Source organism: Paenibacillus cisolokensis (genome assembly GCF_018403665.1).
Lineage (GTDB): Bacteria > Bacillota > Bacilli > Paenibacillales > Paenibacillaceae > Paenibacillus_AH > Paenibacillus_AH cisolokensis.
In genome coordinates this window covers 1-14,773 of sequence record NZ_BOVJ01000102.1, presented here as the reverse complement: position 1 = coordinate 14,773, position 14,773 = coordinate 1, and the positions used below count along the sequence as shown (strand labels likewise).

General features: G+C 52.4%; 15 protein-coding genes and 2 pseudogenes. 7 read left to right on the top strand and 10 right to left on the bottom strand.

From position 1 onward, the window contains the following. Positions 1–11: 11 nt before the first annotated feature. The 4 genes and pseudogenes from PACILC2_RS26975 to PACILC2_RS14375 all read left to right on the top strand — a co-directional run bounded on the left by PACILC2_RS26975 (position 12) and on the right by PACILC2_RS14375 (position 3,177). A complete protein-coding gene (locus tag PACILC2_RS26975; protein WP_244863518.1) occupies positions 12–650 on the top strand; it encodes an ABC transporter substrate-binding protein in 639 nt (212 codons plus the stop codon). Further along, entirely contained in the window at positions 635–1,036 is a 402-nt protein-coding gene (locus PACILC2_RS26970; RefSeq protein WP_244863517.1) for an ABC transporter substrate-binding protein, read from the top strand. The genes PACILC2_RS26975 and PACILC2_RS26970 overlap by 16 nt, the downstream gene beginning before the upstream one ends. 82 nt (positions 1,037–1,118) lie before the next feature. Continuing rightward, positions 1,119–2,142: pseudogene (locus PACILC2_RS14380) on the top strand (FecCD family ABC transporter permease). A gap of 105 nt (positions 2,143–2,247) precedes the next feature. Further along, the gene (locus PACILC2_RS14375) at positions 2,248–3,177 is read left to right on the top strand and encodes a FecCD family ABC transporter permease (RefSeq protein WP_307860593.1); all 930 of its coding nucleotides are present in this window, start codon (positions 2,248–2,250) and stop codon (positions 3,175–3,177) included. Positions 3,178–3,238: 61 nt separating this feature from the next. Here the strand turns inward: PACILC2_RS14375 and PACILC2_RS14370 are convergent, their stop codons facing one another. The 10 genes from PACILC2_RS14370 to PACILC2_RS26955 all read right to left on the bottom strand — a co-directional run bounded on the left by PACILC2_RS14370 (position 3,239) and on the right by PACILC2_RS26955 (position 11,548). Then, positions 3,239–4,066 (bottom strand): carbohydrate ABC transporter permease, encoded by an 828-nt coding sequence (locus tag PACILC2_RS14370; RefSeq protein WP_213529231.1) that lies wholly within the window; start codon positions 4,064–4,066, stop codon positions 3,239–3,241. Then, a complete protein-coding gene (locus tag PACILC2_RS14365; protein WP_213529230.1) occupies positions 4,063–4,311 on the bottom strand; it encodes a carbohydrate ABC transporter permease in 249 nt (82 codons plus the stop codon). Before PACILC2_RS14365 ends, PACILC2_RS14370 begins: the two co-directional genes overlap by 4 nt. After that, positions 4,269–4,436: a hypothetical protein gene (locus PACILC2_RS29405; protein WP_372447135.1), complete on the bottom strand. Its 168-nt coding sequence runs from the start codon at positions 4,434–4,436 to the stop codon at positions 4,269–4,271. Before PACILC2_RS29405 ends, PACILC2_RS14365 begins: the two co-directional genes overlap by 43 nt. A gap of 23 nt (positions 4,437–4,459) precedes the next feature. Then, the gene (locus PACILC2_RS14355; protein ID WP_213529229.1) at positions 4,460–4,744 is read right to left on the bottom strand and encodes an ABC transporter permease family protein; all 285 of its coding nucleotides are present in this window, start codon (positions 4,742–4,744) and stop codon (positions 4,460–4,462) included. Between the two features lie 278 nt (positions 4,745–5,022). Beyond that, positions 5,023–6,165, bottom strand: coding sequence for an ABC transporter substrate-binding protein (locus tag PACILC2_RS14350; protein WP_213529228.1), 1,143 nt, complete (start codon positions 6,163–6,165; stop codon positions 5,023–5,025). 261 nt (positions 6,166–6,426) lie between these two features. Next, positions 6,427–7,884 carry a helix-turn-helix domain-containing protein gene (locus tag PACILC2_RS14345; RefSeq protein ID WP_244863524.1) on the bottom strand — a complete coding sequence of 486 codons (1,458 nt, stop codon included), beginning with the start codon at positions 7,882–7,884 and terminating at the stop codon, positions 6,427–6,429. Positions 7,885–7,915: 31 nt separating this feature from the next. Continuing rightward, positions 7,916–9,481 (bottom strand): sensor histidine kinase, encoded by a 1,566-nt coding sequence (locus PACILC2_RS14340; protein WP_213529226.1) that lies wholly within the window; start codon positions 9,479–9,481, stop codon positions 7,916–7,918. A 512-nt stretch (positions 9,482–9,993) separates the two neighbouring features. Then, positions 9,994–10,425, bottom strand: a complete 432-nt coding sequence (locus PACILC2_RS26965) for an STAS domain-containing protein (RefSeq protein WP_244863516.1) — start codon at positions 10,423–10,425, stop codon at positions 9,994–9,996. Then, positions 10,425–11,102: an ATP-binding protein gene (locus PACILC2_RS26960; protein ID WP_372447134.1), complete on the bottom strand. Its 678-nt coding sequence runs from the start codon at positions 11,100–11,102 to the stop codon at positions 10,425–10,427. Before PACILC2_RS26960 ends, PACILC2_RS26965 begins: the two co-directional genes overlap by 1 nt. Positions 11,103–11,143: 41 nt before the next feature. Further along, positions 11,144–11,548 carry a histidine kinase dimerization/phospho-acceptor domain-containing protein gene (locus tag PACILC2_RS26955; protein WP_244863515.1) on the bottom strand — a complete coding sequence of 135 codons (405 nt, stop codon included), beginning with the start codon at positions 11,546–11,548 and terminating at the stop codon, positions 11,144–11,146. 365 nt (positions 11,549–11,913) lie between these two features. Between PACILC2_RS26955 and PACILC2_RS14330 the strand changes: the two are divergent. The 3 genes and pseudogenes from PACILC2_RS14330 (at position 11,914) to PACILC2_RS14320 (ending at position 14,685) form a co-directional block, all read left to right on the top strand. After that, positions 11,914–12,761, top strand: a pseudogene (locus PACILC2_RS14330) (helix-turn-helix domain-containing protein). Positions 12,762–12,947: 186 nt separating this feature from the next. Then, positions 12,948–13,667 (top strand): DsbA family oxidoreductase, encoded by a 720-nt coding sequence (locus tag PACILC2_RS14325; protein ID WP_213529225.1) that lies wholly within the window; start codon positions 12,948–12,950, stop codon positions 13,665–13,667. Position 13,668: 1 nt separating this feature from the next. Continuing rightward, entirely contained in the window at positions 13,669–14,685 is a 1,017-nt protein-coding gene (locus PACILC2_RS14320) for an LLM class flavin-dependent oxidoreductase (RefSeq protein ID WP_213529224.1), read from the top strand. Positions 14,686–14,773 lie beyond the last annotated feature (88 nt).

The following is a 14,773-nucleotide window of genomic DNA, read 5'->3' as shown; positions in this document are numbered from 1 at the left end:
AGGAAGCAGGAATGGTCAAAATGCAAAAAGGGTTCGCGATTTTGGCGGTCATGATGTTGGTGGCGTTCGTAGCAGCCGGCTGCGGGGGGAATCGGCAGGAGGCAGCGTCAACCTCGCAGCCGCCGCAATCGGAAGCGGAAACGCCGTCCTCGCAGTCGTCGCAGCCGTCGGAGGCGCAAAATACGGAAAATCAGGATGTCCGCGTCGTTCGGCATGCAATGGGCGATACAAAAGTAAAAGGGACGCCGGAAAAAGTGGTCACGCTGTTTCAGGGAGCGACGGACGCCGCCCTGCTGTTGGGCGTGAAGCCGGTAGGAGCCGTTGAATCCTGGATCGAACAGCCTTGGTACAACTATATCCGGGACAAGATGGAAGGGGTAACGAACCTCGGATCGGAAAACCAGCCCAACCTGGAAGAAATCGTCGCGCTCAAACCGGATCTGATCATCGCTTCCAAAACGCGTCACGAAGAAATTTACAGCCAACTGTCGGCGATCGCTCCGACGGTCATGACCGAAGAAGTGCATCTGTGGAAGGACTCCTTGCATCTGACGGCGGAAGCTTTGAACAAGCAGGATGAGGAAGAGAAGTTTCTGGCGGAGTGGGCGGACAAAATCGCCGATTTCCAAGAAAAATGGGAGACAAATTAAAGCTGGAAGTCGGGATTGTCGACTTCCGGGCGGATCATGCGCGAATCGTATATACGGGATTTTCGGCTCTCGTGCTGGACGAGCTGGGAATTGCGCGTCCGGTCAACCAGCAGGGGGCAGAAGACTGGGGGGTCAAGCTCGCCTCCAAAGAAAACATTCCCCAAATGGATGCGGATATCATCTTTGACCAGACGAGCTTGTCGAGAGATGACGGCCGGCTGGATTTGAGAAAGGAATGGACCGAGCATCCGTTATGGAAAAATTTGAGAGCCGTTCAGCACAATCGGGTGTACGAAGTGGATACCGCGGTATGGAATAACGGCTCCGGTCCGTTGGCGGCAATGGAAATGCTGGAAGACCTCTACGAAATCTATGATTTGCAATAGCGTATTTCGAAATGACGGGACTGTTGGCCGCAAGTGGTGTCAACAGTCTTCTTCTCATCGTGACTAAAGAGGGAGGACCTTTGTGAAAGCATTGTTGCACCGGACGTTTTTGAAAGCGCTGGGATTGGGGGTCTGCATTTTCCTGCTGGCGATTTCATTTCTGTCAAGCATTGCGTTTGGGACGACGGACATCAGCCTGCAAACGACAGCCGAGTCCTTTATCCGTTACGATGCCGCCTCGAACGACCATGTCATTATCCGGACGACCCGGCTCCCTCGCGCCGTCTTTGCCGCCCTGATCGGGGGGAATCTTGCCGTTGCGGGCGCTTTGATGCAGGCGCTGACCCGCAACCCGCTGGCTTCGCCGAGCATTTTCGGCATCAATTCGGGGGCCGTTTTTTTTGTTGTCCTGGCCATCACCATGCTGCCCGTTTCTTCGATAGACCAATTGATATGGGTCGCCTTTGCGGGAGCGGGCGTTTCCGCGCTGATCGTCTATTTCCTCGGCTCTCTCGGGAGGGACGGCATGACGCCGTTCAAAATCGTGTTGGCCGGTTCGGCCATGACGGCCTTGTTCAGCTCGTTTACGCAAGGGATGCTGGTGCTCAATGAAGCGGGGTTGCAAAATGTGCTGTTCTGGTTGGCCGGTTCCGTTGCCGGCAAAGATATGGACAATCTGATTCCGGTTCTGCCTTACATGCTTGTGGCCGGAATCGCCGCGCTTATGCTGGCGCGGCCTGTCAATATTCTGGCCTCGGGAGAAGATATCGCCAAAGGGCTCGGGCAGCGAACGGTAACGGTGAAAATCGCGATCGCCGTCACGGTCGTCTTGTTGGCCGGGAGTTCTGTTGCGGTTGCCGGTTCCATCGGCTTTGTCGGTCTCGTCATTCCGCACATCGCCCGTTTTTTGTCGGTGTCGATTATCGCTGGATTATTCCTTACAGCGCGGTACTGGGAGCGATTTTGCTGTTGCTCGCCGATATCGCCGCCCGTTTCCTGGTTATGCCCGGAGAGATGCCGCTTGGCGTCATGACGGGATTGATCGGGGTGCCGTTTTTATTTACATTGCCCGTAAAGGGTTTCGTTCGAAAGAGGGGGCTCAATGAATCGGCTGATCGTTTTCGCAGCAAAAAGGGAAGGGTCTCTTTTCTGGTGCACAAAAGAACGGTGACGGTGTTTGCTGCGCTTGCGCTTCTTACTTTCGCCGTTTTGTGACCAGTATCGGACTCGGCAACACGAGCATTTCGCCGCTTGACGTGTTCCGAACGATGATGGGACAAGGGACGGCGGAGCAGGAGATGGTGATCGGGACGCTGCGGCTTCCGCGGATTATTGCCGCCGTCCTTGTCGGAGCGGCTCTTTCCGTTTCCGGTTCGATTCTGCAGGGCATCGTCCGGAACCCGCTGGCTTCCCCGGAAATTGTCGGGATTACAGGGGGCGCCTCCTTTGCGGCTGTCGCTTTTATTACCTATTTGGCGGGGACGGTCAGCATCAAATGGCTCCCGGTTGCCGCTTTTATGGGGGCCGGGCTCGTTTCGGTCGCGGTTTATTTGCTGGCATGGAGCAAAGGGGTAACGCCGATCAGACTGGTGCTGATCGGAATCGGAATTTCGGCGGCCACCGGTTCGCTCATCATGCTGATGATCACCCTCAGCCCGATCACGGCTGCCAGCCGGGCATACATTTGGTTAACGGGAAGCATTTACGGCGCATCGTGGGAACAGGTGTACATGCTGCTCCCCTGGGTGGCGGTATTGATTCCGTTGGCGCTGCTGTATTCCCGAAACGTCAACGTTCAGGGATTGGGGGACGATGTGGCGAAAGGGCTGGGCGCTCCCGTTCAGCTTCACCGCTTCATTCTGCTGTTCATCAGCGTGGCGCTGGCCGGTTCGGCCGTGGCTGTCGCCGGCGCGATCGGTTTTATCGGGCTGATTGCGCCGCACATCGCAAGGAGTCTCGTAGGACCGACATTCGGCGGGTTAATTCCGGTTGCGGCGCTGATCGGCAGTCTGATGTTGGTAATTGCCGACACGGTTGCGAGAACGGTTTTTCTTCCGCTGGATATTCCGGCGGGCGTCTTTACCGCGGGGGTGGGCGCGCCTTTCTTTATTTATTTGCTATACCGGAACCGACATCAGTAGCTCACGGGAAGAGCGGGCCTCGACGATGATCGTCGAGGCGTTGTTGTTCCCCGAGCCGTTCTTATTTGATAGAGCCTTCCGTCAACCCTCCGATAATGTAACGTTGCGTAAAAACATACAAGATCGATATCGGCGCCATCGAAAGAGTGAAGGCCGCAAATGCCAAATTGTAGTCGAAGCTTACTTCTGATTTGAAGTTGTAAATGAACAATGGCAATGTCCAATAGTCGGGATGCCGATTCAGCATAATAAGCGGCAGTTGAAAGTCGTTCCAGATCCACAGGCTGTTCAAGATTAATATCGTTGCGAGGATCGGCATCATCAACGGGTAAATAACCCGCGTGAACGTTAGCCATACGCCGCAGCCGTCGATTTTGGATGCCTGATCGAGTTCCAAAGGGATATTTTTGAGAAATCCGACACATAGAAAAAGTCCTTGCGAGAAAGATAGCGTGAGATACATAATGATCAGTCCGCCTTGATTGAGCAGCTCCAAATTGCTCATATGGCGGTAAATCGGCAGCATGATTGCCTGAAAAGGGACGAAAATGCCGAGCAGGATCAACGTGTAGACGAACCTGTAATACATATGGTTCGAATTTCTCGATACTGCGTAAGACACCATGGGGATGGCTATCAGCATCAGCAGCAGCGATACGAGCGTAATAAATACGGAGTTTTGAAAAATACTCCAAAAATTCGCTTTGTTGATAACAGCTATAAAGTTATCCAAGTATAAGCCGGAAGGGGGAGCAAGGAAGCTTTTCGTCGTTTCCGCTCTTGATTTCATTGCAATGGATACGGTGAGAAAAATCGGACCGAGGATGAAGAGCGTACCGATCCCAAGGAATGTATAGCTGAATATGCGCAGGAACAGGCTTTGCTTCATTGTTGTCCGACCTCCTTCCGTGAAAGCAGCCTAATCTGGATGTAAGAAATAACGGCGATGATCAAGAATACGAAGATAGCTTCGGCCGTGCCGTAGCCGAATTTCATTTCATTCATGCCATGCTGGTAGATCAGGAAACCGAGCGATTCGGTAGAATTCGACGGTCCTCCGTTCGTCATCGCTACAATATAGTCGAATACGGTCAACCCGCTCTTGACCGCCAGCACAACGTTGACGGTAAGCATCGGAATGAGGAACGGCACTGTGATCGCGAAAAACGTTGTCCCGGAGAAGCTCCATCGATAATCGCTGCTTCTGTCAAATCCTTCGGTACATTGGAAAGTCCGGCTATAAAGATAACCATAGGGATGGCAAAGCCCTGCCAAATATTCGTCAGGGCGATACCGTAGATGGCGGTATCTTTATTGCCGAGAATGTTCCGGGACAGCCATTCGACGCCGAGCGATTCGCCAAGCGGAGGAAACAGGGCATAGAAAAATAATTAAAGATCATGCCGACTGTAATCATGCTGAGTACGGCGGGAAAGAAATAAATCGAACGAAAGAAGCCGCGCAGCTTCAGGGAACCGCTCAGCATTAGTGCAAGAATTAAAGCGATACTGAGCTTGCCGATCACAATAAGGATCGTGTACGACAGCGTGAAGACAAGACCGTTCATAAATCGCTCGTCTTGCAGAATCGTACGATAGTTTTCAGTCCGACGATATCGTAGGACAAGGAGAAGCCGTCCCAGTCCGTCAGGCTGTAATAGAACCCGATGAAGAGAGGGACGAGGAAAAAACGATATACAGCAGTACCGCAGGAACCGTAAGCAGGAAAAATATCGTGCCAGGCTTTAAGCCGCGAATGTTCATAATCGACCTCCATCTTGCAAAAAGCGGGAAACACCTTGACCGAACGTTGGCTTTCAAGGTCTTCCCGCCTTATTGAACTGCGTTATTGATTGAATTTATTGTAGAAAATCGTATCGAGCTTATTCAGATACTGATCGATATCTTTCGTCAGGAATAACTCTTGCGTAGCTTTGCCTACTTCCGCATTAATGCCCGGAGGCCACAGACGCTCGATTGTAGGGTAAACCTTGCCGCTGGCGATCAGATCCGTCAGAGAAGCAATCTCCGGGCGACCGCTCTCCACACCTTTAATACCCGACGGATATCCTGCCGTTTTCAGATAGGCTTCAACAGACTCCTTGGACGACATGAACTCGATAAATTTGCGCGCTTCCGCCTCGTTCTTGCCGCCGACCGGAAGACCGATTGCCGTATCGACGGAGACTTGTGTTTTCAGATCCGCCGGGTCTTCCGTAGGCAGAGGGAACATCGCGAATTTCAGATCGGGATTGGAAGCTTTGATCTCTTTGATCGCCCAGATGCCGGTAAACCACATCGCAGCTTTGCCATTGGCAAAGTCGCGAAGAGCGTCATCATAGCCTGTGCCCATATTGTCCTGCTGACCGTATTTCCGCAGATCAAGCAGCTTTTGCGCGAATGGCTTGAAGTCCGGATTGTCTGTAATATGGGCTTTACCATTCATTACGTCGTCAAGGAACTGTTCGATGTTCGGCATCGTTTGTCCCATTTTGTAGACGACCTCCTGACGGATGCCGTTGAAGTCCTTGTCGTGGAAATACATCGGCGTCACGCCGGCAGCCAGAAGCTTTTCGGAGATTTCGATCAATTCGGCATATGTCTTAGGCGGCTGAAGATGATGTTTTTCGAATATTTCCTGATTATAGTACACGCCAAGCGTTGCGAGCCCGATCGGCACCATGTAGTTTTTTCCGCCGATCTTGCTCAAGTCCGCAATGGCAGGCTGCACATTGGCCATCAGCGGGTCATTCGTCAAGTCGACGACTCGGCCTTCCTGGGCCATCTTTTGAAATACGGCATTATGCGGGTAATGAGTGAAGACGTCAGGCGCGTCATTGGTGGAAACGCGCATCGACCATACGTTTTCCGGGTTCGGTACATTGTTTTGTTCGACGATGATGCCCGGATTCTCCGCTTCGAATTTCGCAATCAGCTCGTCTACGACATCCACGACTTCCGGCTTCATCTGAAAATATTCGATTTTCACTTTGTTGCCGCTTTCCGCAGTGTCATTCGGGCCGGTGGATGCGTTTTCAGAATTTCCATTGGAACAAGCCGTTGACACCAATGTTAAGCCAATCAATGCGACGACCCCGCTTCTGATCCAGCTTTTTCTCATTTGCCCAACTCCTTTATCGATTTGTCATATACGCTGTACACCCGCCATTGTAGCAAGAGAAGAGCAAAGGAAAATAGGAGAGAACTGACTCGACAAATAGGAGAAAAATGAACAACTTTCCTTTTAGTCTTAGTCGTTGTCTGAAACGACTGGTTTTGAATTTCTGGATTTTCCCGGCGTCTCCCCGAAGTATTTTTTATACATCTGAATAAAATACGAATCATCGTTAAAACCGACCGCGCTTGCCACGTCGGAGACGGATAGTCCGGATCCGCTCTCAAGCATCTGGCGAGCCTTCTCCATACGAACGGATAACAGGTAGCTGGCAAACCCCATGCCGCTTTTTCTTTTGAACAATCGGCTCAAATAGCTTGGGTCGACGAAATATTTATGCTTGGCAAGCTCCTCTAACGTGATCCGGCTTGCATAATGAATTTCGACATCTTTCTTTATATTCTCGACCAGATCAAACTTGGCTTCCTTTTGTTTGAGCAATTCGCAGACCGCGTGAACCCATCCCGTCAAACCTTCTTCCAAGTGCTGCAAGGAGCAGTAATCAAACAGACTTCGTTGTTCGATGAAGGAAGCCTCGACTTCATGGCTGGAACGGCCGATAAGGGTGTTCATGACATTTACAGTGGCGGCGAACCAGTCCTGGAGCATATAAGCGGAATACTGGCACTCGGAGAATCGTTTTAACCAGGAGCGGATCATATCCGCCGCTTCCTCAGCTTGATGCATGGCCATCTTCCGTTGAAAGGCGAGTGACCATTCGTGAATAAGATCGGCGTCATATCGAAATGTTTTGCGGATGCTCTCGCTGCAGACGACTGTCCGGGTGCTGGCGGCGAAGCTTTGCAGCGCAGCCAGCTTCGCCGCTTTATAGGATTCAGCCAGTCGACCGAGTTCCGAGAAGCGGGCGCTCGCTCCCATGGCGAGACAAGGCTTTCCCGTCTCGCGCCGGAGCTGGTCGTTTAACGAATCGCATACGATTCTGATGCTTTCATAGGCAAGGCCGGTCTCACTGCCGCATACCCAGGCAAGAAGCAAGTGCGGGTGGTGCCGGTCGCTCATCACGACATGATGCCGTCTTTGCCGCTTGAACATCTCTTTAAAGAGTAAGGCAAGGGCTTCATACTGGCCTGGGTGCAGCCAGAAGACGATTGTCCGGTAGCACCTGCCTTCGATATCGGCAGCCAACGGAGAATGGCGCGGGTCGATTTCACCGTAGAAGCCGGCAGCCAGCGCATGCTCTTTGGCTTCTTCTTGCTTTGCCGCGATTCTTGCTTTCAATTGATCGAGAAGCGGGTACAGCTCCTGCCGGTCAATCGGCTTGAGCAAGTAATTCTCGACCTTATAGCGGATCGCTTCCTGGGCATAAGGAAACTCGTCGAAGCCGCTAATAATGACGACGGACATTTGCGGATCACGATGATAAATATGCGCAGCCAATTGGATACCGTCCATACCCGGCATACGAATGTCCGTCAGCAGCACGTCGGGCCTGTCCGTTTCAAGGGCCTGCAGGGCCGAGCTGCCGTCTTCCGCTTCAAGTACGTCGGCTTGCCGGTCCCAGTCGCGAATCATTTGCACAATGGCTTTTCTGGCAAAAAATTCATCATCGGCCACCAAAATTTTCATCGCTGCTCAACTCCCTGTTGATCGGTAAATGTATGGAAATGGATGTACCCTCTTGATCATTGCTCGTAATCTCCATGCGGTAGTCATTGCCATAAAAATGTTTGATTCGCGCATGAACGTTGCGAAGGCCGAAGTTCCGCCCGGTGTCTTCTTCCGGCGTATGCTTGTTTTGTTGCAGCATCGCCGTCAGTTCTTTCAGCTTCTCTTCTTTTATGCCGACGCCATTATCGCAGACGCAAATATAGAGAAGCTGGCCGCGCTGCCCGATTGTCAGCTTGAGCAGCCCTTGTCCGCCTTTCGGTTCCAAACCGTGATAGAACGAATTTTCAATAATCGGCTGAATGAGAAACTTTAATATTTTACAATGAAGCACATCCGGACTGACATCGTATTGAACCTCGAACTTGTTCGGAAAACGGATTTGTTGAATTTTTATATAATTCTCAATCTGCTCCAGTTCCTTCTCGATCGTCACTTCGTCCCCGTATTTGATATTGTAGCGGTAAATGCTGGCCAGACTCTTCGTCATCACCGAAATTTGATCCAGCCGATGAAGCTCCGAAATGGAATGAATCGCATTCAGCGTATTGTACAAGAAATGAGGGTTGATCTGAGACTGCAGCATCTTCAGCTCCGCTTTCTTTTGCAGCTCGCTGGAAGCGATTTCGGATTCGCGGCTGGCTTTAAGCCGAAGGATCATGTCGTTGAAGCTATTGATGAGCCTGCCGATTTCATCTTCCCGGTCGCTTCCGGGTATGACATTGGACAACTGGACAGTATCCATCGTTTTCATCGATTTACACAAATTGAGTATCGGTTGTATGAAGTATCGATGAAAGAAGAAGGCGAGTGCCAGAGCTGCAATTAGCGAAAGCAGGCTGAAGAACACATAATTGAGCGTATTGTTGACAAAGGTGTCAAAGATGTGATGTACCGGAATGAACTGAATGATGGTCCACCCGGTCACTTTATTGACGCTGCCGCTGAAAAGATAGAGCTGATCCTTATATTTCAGTTGCAAAGTCCGTTTGCTGCCGTTTGTGATTTGCGTAAAGTTTGACGTGAGCCTCTCCATTTCTTGTACTTTTATTTCGTTGAACCGAGCGTCCGAATTATAGAGAATGCGATTGCCTGAGAGTACCAGCGTACCGAGCTTCGGCTCGTCGTCCGATATGCCGCCGAGCATATTCTCGAACGCGCGGTCGTAAATGTCGATTTTGGCATATCCTTCCCTGCCGTTGCGCAGGTTCAGGTCGGACAAATACCGCACGATGGAAATTCGGTGGTTAGTCCGTTTGGCAGTCTCCGGGGAAACGGTTACTGCAAAATGAGTGTTCTTTAAACGTTCTCTGCCGATCGAATTTATCGTTTGGACGATTTCAACGGCCTTTTCGGGCTTGCTGCCATAGATGCTTCCGTTTGGCGCAAGGACGGAAATCATGGCAATATTGCTGTTAATGAGCACGAATTGTTCCATGGAAGACTGCATGTAGTTTGCGTCCGCAATATACTGTTTTCCAGAAGCGGGCTTGCTCTTATTCATGATGTCATTCAGTCTTGGCTCTGTCAGATAAAAGAAAGAGCTGCGGGCAAGACTGGTAAAAAATCGTCGATCGTCACATTCGTACGGTGGTTAAGCTGCTGCAAGATCCCTTCATAATCCGAATTGGTCTGCTTGTATAATTGCATGCCTGAAAAATGAGAGCGGAAATAACCGGAATGACGATGATGAGTATGTAGGTCATGACAAGTTTGTTGCGAAATGTTGTCCGATGAAAACGTCTGAGCAGTCTATGCAGCATGTACGCATCCCTCTCTTTGGCGTCTTGGATTCATTTGTTAAACGGGAAACGAAAGTACAAATACGAAGTAGGACCGAAGTTTTGCTTTCCATCGGTGCGGGGGAGCAGGTTGGAAGGGCGGCGCCGGCTTCGGCGGGTAGGGCGCTTGATTTGGATTTGGTCGGCAGGATCGGTGGAATTTACGGTATAGTGGCATAATAAAGGGGCTCGCCCAGAGCCTTTTTTCATTTGTGGGATAGCCCCTTCTCTTCGTTTACGTACTCTTCATGTAAATGCCCAACTCCTTCAATGCTTGCTGCAATGTTCTTTTCGTTTCTACCTTCCCGATCCCGATAAAGGAGATATCCAGATTGGCCATCGTGTCGGCCAATTCGGGACGAATCCCGGTCAAAATCGTTTTGCAGCCCATGAAGCTTACGCTGTCTATCATCTTGAACAATTGCTTCACAACGGTCGTCTCCGGCACCTCTAACCCCGACATATCCATCAGCAATGTGCCGATCTTTTGCGCGCCGATCTGCTGCAGCACATTTTCCCGAATCATCCGGGCTCTCTTGGTGTCGATCGACCCGAGCAGCGGAAGAATCGCGACCGAAGGCGTGAGCGGAATGATCTGCACCGACAGCGTGTTGATCAGCTCTTGCTGCGATTCGATCAATTCCTCCTTGAACATCGTATAGCTCATTAAAAATGGCGCAGGAACATGTCCAATATCGGATTCATTCGCCGTTCCAAAGCGAAAAATTGTTCACGGGTCGTTTGTTGCCCGCTCAAACGTTCGAAGTTGTATATGAAGTCCCACAACACGCTATGTATCGCTTGGAACCATTCGAGCTTGGCCGACAAACTGAGGGAAGGATGCTTCGCCCAAAACCGGCCTTCCCGCTGCGCGAAGTCGGCAATTTCCAATTCTTTGTTGTCCGCCATCAGCTCCACCAATTTGTGTGCATTGCCCAACAAGTCGATATCGCCGATTTCTTTCATTTCCTGGATCATTTCTTTCATCTTAGCGCTTTTGCCAAGCAGCTGCTTCTCGAACTCTTCTTTGTTGAGACTCAGAAAATCTTTGAGCTGAAGCCCTTTCTCGTAACGCAAATCCAACACGACCACCCCTTTCTCCTGGGAAAGTTCCAGCGGAAACTGAAGGGTGAAGGTCGTGCCAAGTCCTTCCTCGCTTTCGACATCAATGGTTCCGCCATGCTGGTAAACGGTGGAGAACACATAGGCCAGTCCCATCCCGGTCCCGTCCGATTTGGTGGAGAAGAAAGGCGTTCCGAGCAGCGCGAGCTTGTCCCGCGGAATTCCGGCGCCCGAATCGGCGATTTTGACGCAAACCTTGCGTTCCCGGAGATAGTGATGAATTTTGATCGTTCCTTTCCCCGAAATCGCTTCGAAAGCATTTTTCAGTATGTTGAAAACGCTTTTTTCAGTTGATTCCTCCTTCCGACAATTTCGGCTTCTTCATGTTCGAAATGTTTCTCGATCGTCACGCGATAAAGCTGATCCTGAAACAGGTTTAATATCGATTCAAGCTCCGCGCACAGGCTGAGTTTCGTCATCGGTTCGTCTTCCAGATCCTCTCTGGATACATGAAGGAGGTTCTGCAGCGTCGCAATGGCGTTGTCCAGTTCCTGCTGCGCGATTTCGATATAACTGTGCGGTGATTGTTTCTGCAAAAGCTGCAGAAAGCCCTTGACGGCCGTCAAAGGATTACGGACCTCGTGGGCGATACCGGCCGCGATTTGCCCTACGGAAGCGAGGCGCGACCGATGATCGTCCCATTTATCGGGCGCATCGTTTACATTCAAGGTTTGTCGCTCCTTTCAGAGGAAGAGATTTGATGTGGATGCGAACGATTTTTCCTCCCTATTGTCTGCCTGGCCTTTTGCATTTACTTCATTCCTTCCGTAGTATGCTGTAGCTTTTCAGAAAACTTCTCTATGTATATGTTTCTTTTTCCGCCCTGGCAGTTCCTGCACTTCGTTGACAGAAACGCTCCGGGTATGCCGCTATATTTCGAAGTTTTGTTTTTTGTTGTTGGAGTATGCCGGGATGAGCACGGTCGGGGAACCGGTTTGTATACGCGGTCAGGCATTTTTTCAGGCATACGTCATTCCCATACGGACGATCTGTGTTAAGATGGGTATGCGAACTTTTGTTCTGTATCCCCGGAATGAAGCAGGATTGGAGAAAGAAGGTGGAGCCCGTCGACCGCTATGCCGGAATCGATCAAGTGATCGACTATATTCACCAGCATCTTGACGAAGAGCTTACCCTTGAGCGGTTGGCCCGTTACGCGGCTTACAGTCCGTACCATTTCTTCCGCATTTTTAAAGAGAGGGTCGGGCTTTCCCTCCAATATTACATTTCGTCCGTCCGTTTGCAGAAGTCGAAAGATCTGCTCCTGAATCCCCGTCTGAGCGTGCGCGATATCGCTCTGGAATTCGGGCAGCAAAGCCTCGGCACCTTTAGACCCGGTTTACCGAACGGGTGGGCGTGACGCCGGCCGGCTTCCGAAATCAGACGATGCTGGCGGACAATTCCATGAATATTTTGCGGAACCTCGGACAATGGAATACTCCGCTTCCGACCGCGAGCCCCGGCACCTGTGTGAAAGGCGCCGTTTCCGCGGAGACCTCTTTCGAAGGCGTCATTTTGATCGGCCTGTTTGCGAAACCGATACCCGAAGGTGCTCCATTATACGGCACGCTGCTTTCTTCCTTGGGCAACTTTTGCTTTGAGAACGTAAAGCCGGGCACGTATTACCTGATGGCGACATCCGTTGCCTGGGGCATGCAGGCCGCCGATGTTCTGCTTCCGTACAGCACGATGCGCTTTCGCGCGAAATCGCCGATTGTCGTCAGCTCCGGCTCGTCCGTCCCCTTTCAGCAAGTGAAGCTCTATTCTCCGCGTCTGGACGATCCTCCCATCCTGATCTCGCTTCCGCTGCTCATGAACCAATTTCTCAATCGAATGTCCGGAAGTGCGGCCGCAGCCGATACGGATAAAGTGTTGTATTAATTTGTATTAATGCTTTCGCCACCGTTCTTTATGTTGAGCGGATCGGCGGACCGGCGGCGATTTTCGTTCGGCGCTGCAGGAAGGAAGCCGGGGGAATGAGCCGGCCGCCCCTCGAAATCGTGACTTTTTGCTCGACGTGTTATACTGGAGGTGTAGATCCACCACATCAATGGGAGGCGTTGCCCTGTGAAGGTTGAGATATGGTCCGATTTTGTATGCCCATTCTGTTATATCGGCAAGCGCCGTTTCGAAGCCGCTCTGCGGCAATTTCCGAACCGCGAGGCTGTCGAAGTCGTCTATAGAAGCTTCGAGCTCGATCCGAACGCCCGGCGTGACGGCAATCCGGGCGTGCATGACATGCTGATGGCCAAGTACGGCATGAGCAGGGAGCAGGCTGTCGCCAATACGAACCAAATTACGCGGCAGGCGAAGGAGCTCGGGCTTGATTATTACTTTGACCGCACCATCCAGACGAATACGTTCGATGCGCACCGTCTGGCGCATTTCGCGGCGTCGAAAGGAAGGCTGGTCGAGATGACGGAACGGCTGCTGAAGGCGCATTTTACCGATACGCTTCATCTCGGCGATATCGAAACATTGGCCGATTTGGCCGCCGAGATCGGTCTTGACCGTGCCGAGGCGCTGCGCGCGCTGAAGAACGGAGACTATGCGGACGAGGTGCGCGCGGATGAGCGGGAAGCCGGACGGCTCGGCGTCAGAGGCGTTCCGTTCTTTGTCATCAACCGCAAATATGCCGTATCCGGCGCGCAGCCGAGCGAAGTGTTCCTGGAGGCGCTGCGGAAGGCTTGGGAGGAAGAGCATCCGCTGCAAGTCATCGGAGATTCGGACGGCGGCGCCGTTTGCACAGACGACGGCTGCGCGGTGTCAGGGCAAGAGGAGCGTTAATATGATCAAGCTGGGCGTACTGGATCAAGTATATGTCAGCGAAGGCCGGACGGCCCGGGAAGGCTTGCTGGAATCGACGCGGCTTATTCAGGCGGCGGAGGAGCTGGGCTACTCCCGGTTCTGGGTGTCCGAGCATCATGCGATGCGTGCGATTGCGTTCTCGAGTCCGGAGGTGCTGGTCGCCCATCTGGCGGCTGCCACGTCGCGTATTCGCGTCGGGTCGGGCGGAATTATGCTCCCGCATTACAGCGCCTACAAGGTGGCGGAAAACTTCCGCCTGCTCGAAGCGCTGCATCCCGGCCGGATCGATCTCGGACTTGGCCGCGCGCCGGGCGGCATGCCGCTGTCGACGAGAGCGCTGCAGCAGGACAAATACGTCGATGTGAACCGTTACCCTCAGCAGGTGCTGGATATTATCGGCTACCTCCACGAATCGATGCCTGCGGGCCATCCGTTCGAGAAGCTGCTGGCTTCCCCGTCGATACCGACAGCGCCGGAGATCTGGCTGCTCGGGTCCAGCGGCGAGAGCGCGAGAATAGCGGCGCTGCTGGGTACGTCGTACGCTTTCGCGGAGTTTTTCGGCACGCCGGGAGGCGAGGAGGCGACGAAGTATTATCTCGATCATTTTGAGTCCAATCAGCTGTTGGAGGAACATCCGCGTGCGATGATCGCCACGCTTGCCATCTGTGCCGAAACGGAGGAAGAGGCGGACCGGCTCGCGCGAAGCAGCGATCTGTTGTTCCTCGGCATCCGAACCGGAAGGGAGCTGCCTTTCCTGCCGTCCGTCCAGACCGCAGCCGACTATCCGTACACCGAGACGGAATTGCAGCTTGTTCAACAAAACCGCCAGCGGCGGGTGATCGGAACGCCGGACCAGGTGAAGGAGGGGCTGCTTCGGTTGGCAGAAGCGTATAACGTCAGCGAAATTCTGATCAACAGTCCGATTCACGACCCGCAAGCGCGTATCCGTTCCTATGAGCTGATTGCGGAAGCGTTCGGGATGAAAGAAAAGCGGTAAGGGAACGGAATGTCCGCTGCGGGTCGGCCGCAGGCCGGCCCGCGAAGCTGGCCGCAGGGCGGACCGCGAAGCTGGCCGTAGGTCGGCC